Here is a 14,240-nt window from a genome sequence, read left to right as displayed (position 1 = left end):
GCTCACTGATGTCCCTCGCTCCATGGGTCCGTCACTGCTGCTCCCACGACCGGAACGCCCGCAGACGGTCCGGTGTGACCACGACGTCCAGCCGCTCGTCGTCCTGGTCGCCACCGCCGAGCGCGGCCAGCAGCCGCCGGGCGGGTACGTTGCGCGGGGTACGCTCCGCCGACAGCAGGACCTCGGCGCAGCCCAGGGCGTCGGCACGGTCGGCCAGCCACCGCAACAGCCGTTCCTCGACACCCCGGCCGAGCGCGCGGCAGCTCATCATCCAGGCGAGTACGTCGAGTCGGCCGCCGTCGGCACGGACGGCGAGCAGGGCGATCTGGCCGTAGTCCCCGAACCGGTCCCGGGCCGCCGCCGTCCACACCTCGCCGCGCTCCCGCCACCGGGCGAGATCAGCGCCGTCGGACGAGCGGGCGCGCAGGGTGAACTGGTTGGTGCGGCGCACGAGTTGATCGGCCCGCGGGACGTCGTCCTCGCCCAGGGCCCGGATGTCGACCGCCAGCTCCAGCTGGGCGAGGAACTCCTCGAACCCGCCCTGTTCGCGCACCGCGTCCCGCTCCCGCTCCTGATCGTAGAACCGCGCCCGCAGCGTGTCCTCGGCCGTCGCCGCCACCGGGACCAGCGGCCACAACCGGCCCAGGAAGTCGTCGAGTCCGTCCGCCGGCGGGCAGGTCACCGACAGCACCTGCGGCAGCGCGGACCGCATCTTCGCGATCTCGGCCGGGTTGTCGTCGAGGAACAGGAAGCTGTCCACGCCGAGGTTGAGGGTGCGCGCCGCCTCCGCGAGACGCGTCGGCTTCGGGCCCCAGGCGGCGGAGAGCACGCTGAAGTGCTCGGCCTTGAGCAGGCTGTCGGGGCGGTCCAGGACGGCCCGGACCGTGGCCTCGTCGTTGTTGCTGACCAGTGCCAGCAGGGCGCCCGCCGCCCGCCACTGCAGCAGCCTGCGCGCGAGCCGGGCACGCGGTCCGGTGAGATCCACCGCCTCCGGGCCGCTCTCCCCGGCCACGCCGCCCCACAGGGTCTCGTCGCCGTCCACGACGATCACCTTGGGCGCGGGGCGCCGCACGGCCCGCACGACCTCGGCGAGGCGCAGGGCCACGGCCGCCTGGAACTGCGGGGTGAAGGGCAGGTGGGCCAGCCGTTCGGTCCGCTCGTCGAAGCGGTCGTCGACCGGGCGGTGGCGGGTCCAGTCGTCGGGGCCGAGGACCGCGATGCCGGGCAGGCCGGCCAGTTCGGCGGCGATCTCGCGCTCCCACCGGGTGAGCCGGTCCTCCTCGCGGGCGGCCGGCAGGAAGCCGACGACGATCGGCTTGCGGGTCCGTTCGGACAGGGCCCTCAGCGCGGCCGGGTAGGCGGTGCGCAGTTCCGCGAGGAGCGCGTCGTCCACCGGGCCGAACCGTTCCAGGTCCGAGGCCCGCAGCAGCACCGCGCCCACCGCCGTCGCCGGGTCGGCGAAGACGCCGGACGGGTCCTGGAGGCTCGCGAGGACCTGGTGGTACGGCGCCTCCGTGACGCTCACGCCGTCCGCCGCGTCCTGGTTCAGCGCCGCCCCGCACATCAGCGGGAGGTTGCCCAGAGCGAAGGTGGCGGCGAGGGCGAGGGAGGACGGCCGTACCTCGACGGGCGCTGCCGCCGCCGCGACCTCGACGGGCGCTGCCGCCGCCGCGGTTCGACCGGCCTCCCGGACGACCGCCGTCGCGTCCTCGGCCGTCGCCCCGAGCAGCCGCAGGAACTCCTCGCCCAGATCGGTGGCGGTCTCGGCGTCCAGGATGTCGAGGTTGTGGTCGAGCCGGACCGTGCCCGCGTCCGGGGTCATGGTGATCATCAGGTCGAGGTCGGTGTAGCCGATCCCGGCGGGCAGTACCTCCAGCCGGTTCAGGCCGCCGGAGAAGCGGACGAAGTTGAAGTACACCTCGACGAGCGGGGCGTTCGCCCGGTGCAGCCCCTGCTTGGCCAGCGTGGCCAGGACGTCCGTGAACATGGCGCCCTTGGCCAGGACCTTCTCCAGCCGCCCGTCGGTCCGGCGCAGCACCTCCTCGACCGTCTCGCCCGCGGCGGCCTGCGCCGGGAACGGCACGGGCACGCCGTAGAAGCCCACCGCGCCGAAGGCGTCGGCGTGGATGCGGGTGTCCACGGGCACCGCGAGCACGAACCGCTCGCGCTCCCGCTTCCTGGCCAGCAGCACGGTCAGCGTGCCGAGGCAGAAGGCGGCGGGGGTGACGGCGAGGCGGCTCGCGGCCGCCGAGACCCGCTCCATGAGCCCGTCGGGGAGGGTGACGGTCACGCTGCCGGCCCGGTACGAACGGGCCTCGGGCCGGTCATGGGTGAGCGTCAGGTCCAGCCGCTCACTGCCGTGGAAGGCCTCGCGCCACTCGGCGCCGGCCCCCTCGCCGCCTTCCTGCGCCTTGATGAGCAGGTCGAGGTCCCGGTTGGTGACGGTGTCGCCGAGCAGGGTGCCGGACAGTTCGGCGTCGATCTCCCCGGCCACGAGCAGCAGGGACTGCAGGTCGCTGACCGCGTGGTGCGCGCCGAAGACCAGGATCTGACCCTGCGCGCCGCCGTCGAGCAGCTCGAACCGCCACAGTGACGGGTTCGCCGGCTCGAACGGCGGCTCCAGCAGGCGGCGCAGCCGGTCGGCCGGATCCGGGTCCTGGTCGGTGGTCCAGCGCAGCACCGGCTCCGTCAGTTCCCGGTCCACGCGCAGCTGTCGTACGCCGTCGGGCCCAGTGACGATCGCGGTGCGCAGGGCCGCGTGGCGTGCGGCGAGCCGGTCCAGGATGCCCGTGAGGGTCTCGCGGGTGGTCGGCTCGGTGAGGCGTACGGCGAGGCCGACGCCGTGCGCCGCGTCGGGCATGTCCGGCCGGGCGCTGCGCAGCAGACGGACGACGTCCCGGGTGGCGGGCCGCAGCTCGGTCTCGGGCACCTCCGCCGTCCGGTCCGTCCGGTCCGCCTGCTCTTCCCGCGACGCGGTCCGCCGCTCGGGCAGGGCCGCGCCCAGGGCGCGGGCGAGGCCGCGGATGTCGGCGGCGGAGAACATGTCGGCGGCGGGGAGTTCTACGCCCAGTTCGCGGGCGAAGGCGTTGCGCAGCCGGACCAGCATCAGTGAGTCCAGGCCCAGTTCCTTCAGGGCCGTGGTCGCGAACACGTCCACGGCGCCTCCGGACACCTCGCCGACCCTGGCGCGTACGTACGCCTCCAGCCACTCGGCGCGGTCCTGCTCCGTGGTCGCGGCGAACACCTTGTCGACGAGGTCGTCGGTGCCGGCGCCGCCGGTCGGGACGGTGACCAGGCCGGCCAGGATCGGGCGGCTGCGCACCGCGTCCGGGTCCAGGCCCAGCAGTTCCCAGTCGAGGACGATGGGCGCGAGCTGGCGGCGGGCGGTGTTCAGCACCCGTTCGAACAGCTCGCCGCCGTCCTGCGGGGAGAAGGCGACCAGTCCGGAACGGCTGGTCTCGGCGGCCCGGGTGCCGGACCCGGCGACCATGCCGACGCCGGCCCAGGCGCCCCAGTCCAGGCTGAGCGCCCGCCGGTCGGTGCGGGAGAGGTGGTGTGCCCAGGCGTCGAGGAAGGCGTTGGCCGCCGAGTAGGGGCTCTGTCCGGCCGAGCCGAGCAGGCCGGCCGCCGAGGCGAACAGCACCCGGTTCCGGGCCTCCGGGATCAGCTCGGTGAGCAGGGCGGTGCCGAGGACCTTGGGGGCGAGGACGCGCAGCACGCGCTCGTCCGTCAGGTTCGCCACGGTGGCGTCGTCGAGCACACCGGCCGCATGCACGACCGTGGTGATGGGTCCGGCAACGCGTCGTACGGCGTCCAGGGCGGCCGTGAGTCCGGCGCGGTCGGCGACGTCGGCGCGGGCGAGGTGCACGGTGACACCGCGCTCCTCCAGGCCCCGGATCCAGGCGGCGGTGTCCGCGTCGGGCGTGCCGCGGCTCATCAGGGCGAGCGCTCGGGCACCGCGGCGGACCAGCCGCTCGGCGACGACCCGGCCGAGGCCGCCCAGACCACCGGTGATCAGGTGCACTCCGTCGATCCCCGAGTCGGCGGCGTCGTCGGGGCGGGTGCGGGCGAGCCGAGGGACCAGGCGGCCGGACTCGCGCAGCGCGACGAGCCGTTCGTCGTCGGCGTGCCACAGCTGCGTGAACAGTTCCCCGGCGCCGCCCGTCGGCGGCAGGTCGACGAGCGTGGTCGCCAGTTCGGGGTACTCCTGCGCCACGGCGAGTGCGAAGCCCCAGGCCAGCGCCTGCTGGGGGTGCGTCACCCGGGTGCTGTCGCCGGCAGCCTGGCTGCCGCGTACGACCACGAACAGGCGTGGCGTGCGGCCCCCCGGCCGGTCGGCGAGGGTCCGCACCAGGTGCAGGGTGCTCAGGCAGCACAGCCGCGCCGCCTCCTCGGCGGTACGGGCGTCACCGATCGCCGGGGCGTCGAGCGCGGAGAGCTGGACCACCCGCTCGGGCAGCCCGTCCCCGTAGGCCTCATCCAGCAGGCGGGCCAGCTGGGCCGGGTCGGCCGGGTCGAGGACGTACCGTCCGGGTCCTTCGACGGAGAACGTCTCTCCCCTGCGGGCGATCACGTGCGGTGCCAGGCCGCCCAGCCGGTCGGCGAGTTCGCCGGCCACTCCGGTCTCGTCGGCGAGGATCAGCCAGCCGCCCCCGGTGGGCGGCTCCTGTGCCTCGGGGCGCGGCTGCCAGCGGGTCTCGAAGAGCGCGCCGTCCAGCGGTGAGAGCGCGGCGAGCCTGAAGCCCTCTGCTTCCAGGACGAGTTGCTCGTCCTCGTCCCACAGCCTCAGGTCGAGGGTCGCGGTGTCCCCCTCGACGCCGCGCAGGGCGCAGGTCGCCCAGGCCGGTGCGGTGCGCAGTCCGGTGAACCGGAGCCGTCCGACCCCCGCGGGCACGAACGCGCGTCCCTCGGGGGCGTTCGCGGGCAGCGCGGCCGAGTGGAAGGCGGCGTCGAGGACGGCGGGGTGCAGCAGATGGCCGGCCGCGGGCCTGGCGGCGAGCCGGCCGAGCGCGGCGGCATCGGTGCGGTGGCCCTCCTCCAGGCCTCGGAAGAGGGGGCCGTAGTCGATGCCGAGGGCGGCGAGTCCCGCGTACACGGACGGCATGTCGACCCGCTCGGCGCACCGCTCGCGCAGCGCGGCCACGCTCTCACCGTCATAGGTCTCCGGCCCGGGGGCGACGGCGACCCGGCCGGTGACGTGCCGCTCCCATCGCTCGCCCGTGGCGGCGGAGGCGATGGTGAAGTCCCGGAACCCGTCCTCGGCGGGCCGCAGCACGAGTTGCAGACGTACGGGGCGTTCCTCGGCCAGGCGCAGCGGCTGGACGAACGCGACGTCGGCCAGGCGTACTTCGCCGCCCTCCGTCACCGCGGCCGCGGCCTCGATCGCCATGTCGAGGAAGGCCGCGCCGGGCAGCCACACCTCACCGGTCACCTGATGGTCGGTCAGATAGGTGAACCGGCTGTCGCGCAGGTCGATCTCGCTCTGGAAGATGTCCTTATCCGGCTCGTCGCTGGCCTCGACATGGGTACCGAGGAGCGGGGAACCGCCGGTCGCACCGCCCGCCTGGACGGGGGCGAGCCAGTGCCGTTCGCGGGCGAAGGCGTACGTGGGCAGGTCGAGGCGGCGGCCCCGCGGGCACAGAGCCTGCCAGTCGGGTGTGTGCCCGGCCGCGTACAACTCGCCCAGCCTGCCGAGCAGTACGTCCTGTCCGTCCCGCTGCCGGCGCAGCGAGCCGACGCCCACCGCGTCGATCCCGGCCTCGGCCGCCACCGCCTCGACCGACGAGGTGAGCGACGGGTGCGGGCTGAGCTCCACGAAGTAGCGGTAGCCGTCGTCCAGCATCCGGCGGACGGTGTCCGCGAAGCGCACGGGCTGCCTGAGGTTGGCGAACCAGTACTCCGCGTCCAGCCGGTCCCCGGGCACGGGTTCTGCCAGCACCGACGAGTAGAACGGCGTCGGCGTGCGCGTGCCGCGGATGTCCGCGAAGTGGCCGAGCAGCTCGTCGCGGAGCGGTTCCATCAGCGGGGTGTGCGAGGCGAACGGCGTCGACAGGACGCGGGCGGGGATCTCCCGCTCGTCCAGGCCCTGCCGCAGCTCGGCCAGCGCGTCGAAGTCGCCGGAGACGGCCGTGGCATGGGCGCTGTTGACGGCCGCGACGAACAGCCGCTCCGCGTACGGTTCGAGCAGCTTCTCGACGTCGGAGCACGGGAGTTCCACCGCCAGCATCGCGCCGTGCCCGACCACGGGTACGACCGCCCGAGCACGTCCGGTCACCACGGTCACCGCCTCGTCCAGCGTCAGGGCGCCCGCGGCGTAGGCGGCGGCGATCTCGCCCAGGCTGTGCCCGAGGACCGCGTCCGGCGTGACGCCGAGCTCCCGCCAGGCGGCGGCCAGGGCCGCGTTGACCGCGAACAGCACCGGCTGGAGGTACTCCGTGCGGTCGAGCGGGGAGAACTCCTCGGGGGCGCGCAGCACATTCAGCACGGACCAGCCGACTTGCCGCTGGACGGCTTCGTCGATACGGGCCAGCTCGTCGTGGAACGCCTCCGAGTGGGACATCAGCTCGACGCCCATCCCGGTCCACTGGCCGCCGTGCCCGGCGAACACGAAGGCCACCTTGCCGGTCTGCTCCTCGCGCGGCGGAGTCAGGGGCCTGCGCCCGTTCGCCAACGTCTTGAGGCTGGAGAGCAGTTCGTCCCGGTCGCCCGCGACTACCCCGGTGCGCCACTCGAAGTGGCTGCGGTGGCGGGCCAGGGAGTGGGCGACGTCGGGCAGCGGGGTGTCGGCGGTGACGTACTGGGCCAGCCGCGCGGCCTGTCCGCGCAGTGCGGTCTCGCTGCGTCCGGAGAGCACGAACAGCCGCTTTCGCACCGGTGGTTCGGGCGCGGCCACCGCTTCTGCGGCCGGGGCCTCCTCGACGATCACATGGGCGTTGGTGCCGCTGATCCCGAAGGCGCTGATCCCGGCGCGCCTGACCCGCTCCCCCGTCGACGGCCAGTCCACGGTGTCCTGGAGCAGGTGCAGCCCGCTGCCGTCCCACTCGACGTGCCGGCTGGGCGTGCCGGCGTGCAGGGTGCGCGGCAGGGTCCGGTGGCGCAGCGACTGCACCACCTTGATCAGCCCGGCCACACCCGAAGCCGCCTGCACATGCCCGATGTTGGACTTGAGGGAGCCCAGGTACAGCGGGCGGTCAGCGGGGCGCGAGTCGGCGAAGACCTCGGCGAGGGCGTTCGCCTCGATCGGGTCGCCCAGCGTCGTGCCGGTGCCGTGGGCCTCCACGTAGTCGATGTCGGACGGTTCCAGTCCGGACAGTTCCAGCGCGCGCCGGATCACCTGTTCCTGCGCCGGTCCGTTGGGCGCGGACAGGCCCTGGCTGCGGCCGTCCTGGTTGACGGCGGTGCCGCGCAGCACGGCCAGCACCTCGTCGCCGTCGCGCCGGGCGTCGCTCAGCCGCTTCAGTACGAGCATGCCGGCGCCCTCGGCCCAGATCGCGCCGTCGGCGTCGTCGGAGAAGGAGCGGCAGCGGCCGGTCGGGGAGAGTCCGCGCAGACGGCTGAACTCCACGAAGGTCTGGGGTGTGACCATCAGCGTGACACCGCCGGCCAGCGCGAGATCGCACTCGCCGGTCCGCAGCGCCTGCGCCGCGAGGTGGGTGGCCACCAGGGAGGAGGAGCAGGCGGTGTCGACGGTCATCGCCGGGCCGTGCAGGCCGAGGGCGTACGCGAGCCGGCCCGAGGCCACGCTCAGCGCCGAGCCGGTGCCGACGTATCCGTCCAGCTGGTCGAGCCGGGAGCCGGACAGGTAGTCGCTGCCGAACATGCCGACGTACACGCCTGTGGTGCTGCCCGCAAGCCGGGCGGGCACGATCCCGGCGCGCTCCAGCGCCTCCCAGGACGTCTCCAGGAGCAGCCGCTGCTGCGGATCCATGGCCGCGGCCTCCTTCGGGGTGATGCCGAAGAAGCCCGGGTCGAAGGACTCGATGTCGTCCAGGAAGCCGCCCTCGCGGGCGTACGTCTTGCCCAGGGCGTCCGGATCGGGGTCGTACAGCGACTCCACGTCCCAGCGTCCCGCCGGGAACGGGCCCACCGCGTCACGCCCCTCCGCGACCAATCGCCACAGGCCGTCCGGGTCGTTCGCCCCGCCCGGCAGACGGCAGGCCATGGACACGACGGCGATCGGCTCGTCGGTGGCGGGTGTGCCGGCGCGTGCCGGGGCCGGCGCGGTCCGCCGGGCGGTACGGCCGCCGTCCGTGGCGAGGACGTTGGTCAGCAGATGATGTGCCAGGCGGTCCGCGGTCGGGTGGTCGAACAGCAGGGTGGCGGGGAGCCTGGCGCCGACGCGGGTGGAGATGCGGTTGCGGAGTTCGACGGCGGTCACCGAGTCCATGCCGAGGTCGCGCAGCGGCTGGTCGGGGCGGACGGACTCCGCCGAACGCAGGCCGAGGGCGCGGGAGATCTCGTCGCGGACCAGGGCCAGGACGCGTTCGGCGCGTTCCGCCTCCGGCAGCCGGGCCAGGCGGTCGGCCAGGCCGTCGCCGGTGTCCCGGGCGGTGCGGGGCGCGGGCAGCAGCGAGCGCCACAGCGCGGCATCGGCGGTGTGCTCGCGCAGGCGGGGCAGGTCCAGGGCCCAGGCGACCAGGTGCGGTGCGCCGCGCCGCAGGGACAGCTCGACCAGGTCACGGCCCTGGTCGGGGGTGAGGGCGCGGTGGCCGAGGCGGGCCATCCGGTCCAGGTCGGCGTGTACGGCGGCGAGGCCCTCGCCCGCCCACGCGCCGAAGGACACGGAGGTGCCGGGCAGGCCCAGGGAGCGCCGGTGGTGGGCCAGTTGGTCCAGGAAGACGTTGGCTGCCGCGTAGTTGCCCTGGCCGGCGTTGCCGACGACACCGGCGGCCGAGGAGACCAGCAGGAACAGGTCCAGGGGGGTGTCCGCGGTGAGCCGGTGCAGATGGGCGGCGCCGTCGGTCTTGGGGCCCAGCACCCGCGCTAGCCGCTCGTGCGTCAGCTCGGCGACCACCCCGTCGTCCAGGACACCCGCACAGTGCACGACGCCCCGTAGCGGCGCCTCCTCGCCGATCCCGGCGAGTACGCCGGCCAGGGCCGTCGCGTCGGCGACGTCACACCCGGCCACCTCGACCTCGGCGCCGAGCGCGGCCAGTTCGGCGGTGACCTGGGCCATGCGGGGGTCGTCGGCCCCCTGACGGGAGGTCAGGAGCAGCCGGGGGACGCCCTGTTCGGCGAGCAGGCGGGCAATGTGCCGGCCGACGGCGCCCAGGCCGCCGGTGATCAGGACGGTGCCGTCGGTGGGGACCAGGGCGGGGGTGCCGGCCAGGTCGAGGACCACGGGGCCCTCGGACGCGGCCTTGCGGCGCATCGCCTCCCGAACGGCCGTGACATGCAGGACGCGGGGGCGGTCGGCAGCGGCGGCCGCGGCGGTGAACGGCACCTCGTCCGCGAGCACCGTGACCCGCGACGCGTCCACCACCGCCTCGGAACCGGGAGCGGTACCGGCCGGGGCGCTCACCCGCAGGCCGGGAACGAGCCCCGGGACCTCGGCGGCGACTTCGGTCAGCACACCGGCGCACGCGGTGGGTGTCGCGTCGGGACCCGGGAGCGCGAGGGCGTGGACCTGGATCCGGACCTGCCCGGGGCCCAGCGGCCGGGGCTCCGCCGCACGCAGGACCGGCTCGTCCGCGAGGATCAGCTCGTACCGGTCTCCGGCCGGGACCCGGACCGTGTCCGCGGGCCGGGCGCGCACCAGCCTGGGGGCGAGCAGCGCTCCTGCGCGGAGGGCGAGTTCGGGCTCGTCGGGTCGGCCCAGGGTGGCGCGCAGAGCGCCGGCCGGGTCCGAGTCGTCGAGGTCGAGCAGGGTGAGCCCGAGCTCCGGGTGCTCGGCCCGGGCGCTGCGCGCGAGGCCCCACAGCACCGACCGGGCGAAGCCGTCCACCGTGTCGCCGTCGGCGGCGGCGACCGCGCCGCGGGTCACCCAGACGGTCCGGGCGGGCGCCTCGTCCGCGGGCAGTGCGAGCAGTGCGTGCAGCTCGTCCAGTGCCGTGGCCGCCGACTCCTGTGCCACGAGGTGCGGCGCGGCGTCCGCCGCCGGACGCGGCCAGAACCGTACGACGACGTCGGCCCCCGTCTCGCGCACCTCGGCCCCCGTCGCGCCGAGGCCGCGCAGCGCGGCCGCGACCTGCGGGTCGGACCGGTCGCCGACGACCGCCCACACGGTGCCGGGCGCGACGGCCTCGTCCGCGGGTACGGCCGTCCACGCGACCTCGTACAGGTGCCGCCCGTTCGCGGAGCCGCCACCCAGGTCGGCCGGGTCGGCAGCCCGCAGCCGCACGCCCTCCAGGCGGCCCGCCGGAAGGCCGTCGGCGTCCCAGAGGGTCACGTCGAGCGTGAGGTCAGTGGCGGACCCGCCGGTGCGCCGTACGGCCGCGGTCAGATCGGTGGCGCCGCCGGGCGGCAGGACGCAGCGGCCCACCGCGACCGGGAGGAGTACCCGGCCGTCGTTCGTCCCGAAGGCGGCGGCCGCCTGCAGGGCGGCGTCCAGCAGTGCCGGGTGGACCGGGTACGGGTCGGCCACGTCACGGGCGGCGGACGGCAGCGAGAGGCGCGCGAGCAGGGTGCCGTCGCCGGCCGGGGCCACCGAGCGCACGCCCTGGAACGCGGGGCCGTAGCCGAGGCCGAGCCCGCCGAGACGGTCGTAGGTCCCGGGCGTCCAGGCCTCTTCGGCCGTGTCCGGCCACACCGGCGGCCGCCCCGCCGCCTCGGACGCGGGCTCGGCCGCCGACGCGGTGGCGTGCAGGGTCCAGCCGATGGCGTCGCCGCCGCGGGGGCGGCTGTGCACGGTGACCTCCGGTACGGGACCGGCGGTGACCACCTCGACGGAGACCTCGACCGTGTGGGAGGCGGGCAGCACGAGGGGGCTGAGCAGGAGCAGGCCGGTGACGTCGGCCGGGGCGTCCGGGCGGGCCACGGCGAGGGCCGCGCGGCACAGCTCCATGAGGGTCGTGCCGGAGACCACGGTCCGGCCGAACACGGCGTGGTCGGGCAGCCAGTCCGCGGTGGCCGGGGACCACTCGTCGCGGAAGGTCCAGCGGGTCTCGTCGGCCGACTGGAGCTGGACGCCGAGCAACGGATGCGCGGCACGGTCGAAGAGACCGGGCCCGCCCGTCCCCGTCTCGGGCTCGGTCCAGTGGCGCTGCGGGTCCCACGCGTACGTCGGCAGGTCGGCCGGTGCGGTGTCGGCGATCAGGCGGCGCCAGTCGATACCGCGTCCGTGGACGTGGAGTTCGGCGGCGGCGCGGTCCAGGCAGTCGGGGCCGTCCTCGTCGCGGCGCAGTGAGCCGACGGCGAGCAGTTCGTGGCCGGACTCCTCGCCGGCCGTGCGCAGGGCGGTGAGCAGGGAGGGGTGGGGGCTGAGCTCGACGAAGTGGCGGTAGCCGTCGGCCACCATGCGCTGCACGGTGGGCGCGAAGCGCACGGGTTCGCGGAGGTTGGTGTACCAGTAGTCGGCCGACAGTTCCTCGGTGACGGGTTCGCCGGTGACGGTGGAGTACCAGGCGACGGACGTCGGGCAGGTGACGACTCCGTCGAGTTCGTCGAGGACCGTCGCGCGGACCGGTTCGACCCGGTCGCTGTGGGAGGCGTAGTCGACGTCGAGGCGGCGGACGAAGACCTGCCGGGCTTCGAGGTCGGCGAGCAGGGCTTCCAGGGGCGCCACGGCACCGGCTACGACCGTGGAGCGGCCGCTGTTCACCGCCGCGACGGCGACTCCCTCGGGGAGGTGTTCCTCGACCTCGGTGTGGGGCAGGGCGACGACGGCCATGGTGCCGGTGCCGGACAGCTCGGTCAGGGCCTGGCTGCGCAGCGCGACCACGGCCGCCGCGTCGTTGAGGCTGAGCGCCCCGGCGACACAGGCGGCGGCGACCTCGCCCTGGCTGTGCCCGATCACGGCGTCGGGCCTTACGCCCCGGGCCCGCCACACGGCGGCCAGCGACACCATCACGGCGAACAGCACCGGCTGGACGACGTCCACCCGGTCCAGGGACGGGGCGCCCGCGTCGCCGCGCAGCACCGATGCCACGGACCACTCGGTGAACGGGCGCAGGGCGGCGTCGCAGCGGTCGAGTTCGTCGGCGAACACCGGGTCCCGGTCGAGCAGGTCACGGGCCATACCGGTCCACTGGGCACCCTGGCCGGGGAGGACGAATGCCAGCTTGCCCGCCGGGAGCGTCCGGTGAGGGCCCACGGTCGGACCGGGGTCGGGTTCGCCCTCGGCGAGTCGGCGCAGGGCGGCCAGCAGGTCGTCGCGGGTGTCCGCCTGGACGACGGCCCGGTGGTCGAAGTGGGTGCGATGGTGGACGAGGGTGGCGGCGACGGCGGCCGACGACAACTCGGGCCTTGCTTCGAGGAGTTCACGCAGGCGGTCGGCCTGCCCCCGGAGGGCGGGGAGGCTGCGGGCGGAGAGCGGGAAGAGGCCGGCGTCAGCCGTGGTGTCCGCTCGCGCCGGCTCCCCCGGCGCCTCCTCCAGCACCACGTGTGCGTTCGTCCCGCTGATCCCGAACGCGCTCACGCCGGCCCGCCGCACCCGGCCCGGTTCCCGCGGCCACGACTCGGCGGCGCCGCGCACGCGCAGGCCGCTGTCCGTCCAGTCGATGTGCTCGGTGAGGGTCTCGGCGTGCAGCGAGGCCGGTATCCGCTCGTGGCCGAGGGACAGCACCGTCTTGATGACGCCGCCGATGCCCGCCGCGGCCTGCGTGTGACCGATGTTGGACTTCAGGGAGCCGATGCCGAGCGGCCGGTCGGCGGGGCGGCCCGGCCCGAACACGTTGGCCAGTGCGCGGCCCTCGATCGGGTCGCCGAGCCGGGTCCCCGTGCCGTGCGTCTCGACGTAGTCCAGGTCGTGCGGTTCCAGCCCGGCGGCGTCCAGGGCGGCGCGCAGCACCCGTTCCTGGGCGGGGCCGTTGGGGGCGCTGAGGCCCTGGCTGCGGCCGTCCTGGTTGATCGCCGAGCCCTTGACGACGGCCAGGATCCGGTCGCCGTCCCGGCGCGCGTCCGCGAGACGCTTGAGCAGGACCAGCCCGCATCCCTCGGCCCACACCACACCGTCGGCGTCGGCCGAGAAGGGGCTGCACCGCCCGGACGGCGACAGCCCGCGCAGCCTGCTGAACTCGACGTGCCCGCGGGGCGTGACGAGGAGCGTCGCGCCTCCCGCAAGAGCCAGGTCGCACTCGCCGCTCGCCAGCGCCCGCGCCGCCAGGTGCAGCGCGACCAGCGAGGAGGAGCAGGCGGTGTCGACGGTCACAGCGGGCCCCTGGAGGCCGAGGGCGTAGGCGATGCGCCCGGAGGCCACGCTGGCCGCCGCCCCGGTGCCGACGTGCCCGTCGAGCTGGCCGAGCGAGGCCGCGGCCAGGTATCCGCTGTCGTACAGGCCGATGTAGACGCCCGTGGAGGTGCCGTTCAGCGTGTCCGGGACGATCCCGGCGCGCTCCAGCGTCTCCCAGGCGGTCTGCAGCAGCAGCCTCTGCTGCGGGTCCATGGCGGCGGCCTCGCGTGGGGAGATCCCGAAGAACGGCGCGTCGAAGCGGTCGATGCCGTCCAGGAAGCCGCCGCGGAGGGTGTACGCCTTGCCGGTGGCCTCCGGGTCGGGGTCGAGGAGCCCGCGCGTGTCCCAACGGCCCGCCGGGACCTCGCGGATGGCGTCCTCACCCGCGGTCAGCAGCCGCCACAGCGCCTCGGGGTCGTCGGCGCCGCCGGGGAAGCGGCAGGCCATGGAGATGATGGCCACGTCGTCGTCCGGACGTGCGGGGGCCCGCTCCGCCGCGCGGTTCGTCGCTGCCGTGGCGGCGAAGGGCGGTTCGAGGACCGCTTCGGCGATGGCCGTGATCGTGGGGTGGTTGAAGACCAGGGACGGTTCCAGGGTCCGGCCGGTCCACTCGGAGAGCTCGGCGGCCAGTGTCACCAACTGGCGTGATCCGATGCCGAATTCGGCGATCGGCCGGTCCGGGTCGACGGTCGGCGGGGCGATCCCGGCCGCCTCGGCGACGGCCGACGCCAGCCAGGCCCGTACGCCCTCGGAGGTCGTCGGGGACGGCTCGGGGGACTGCTTCGGGGACTCGTTCGCAGGCATCTGGGCAGGTGTCCTCGTGAACTGGGGCTCAGGCGGATTCCGTACGGCCGCTCGCGCTGGGGCGACAGGGCGCGGCCGACGACATGCGGGCAGGGCTGACCGCCGTACG

1 protein-coding gene is annotated in these 14,240 nt (G+C 75.1%); it reads right to left on the bottom strand.

Going from position 1 to position 14,240, the window contains the following annotated elements:
• Nucleotides 1–31: 31 nt before the first annotated feature.
• Nucleotides 32–14,131 (bottom strand): SDR family NAD(P)-dependent oxidoreductase, encoded by a 14,100-nt coding sequence (locus tag ACIPSA_RS28900; protein ID WP_402639540.1) that lies wholly within the window; start codon nucleotides 14,129–14,131, stop codon nucleotides 32–34.
• Between the last annotated feature and the right edge of the window lie 109 nt (nucleotides 14,132–14,240).

The organism is Streptomyces sp. NPDC086549 (assembly GCF_044746205.1).
GTDB lineage: Bacteria > Actinomycetota > Actinomycetes > Streptomycetales > Streptomycetaceae > Streptomyces.
The sequence above is the reverse complement of the archived record's forward strand: the minus strand, read 5'-3'. Positions and strand labels throughout refer to the sequence as shown.

Excerpts from the sequence above, each read along its gene's own strand:
- ACIPSA_RS28900 (WP_402639540.1), bottom strand. The coding sequence starts at position 14,131 with ATGCCTGCGAACGAGTCCCCGAAGCAGTCCCCCGAGCCGTCCCCGACG.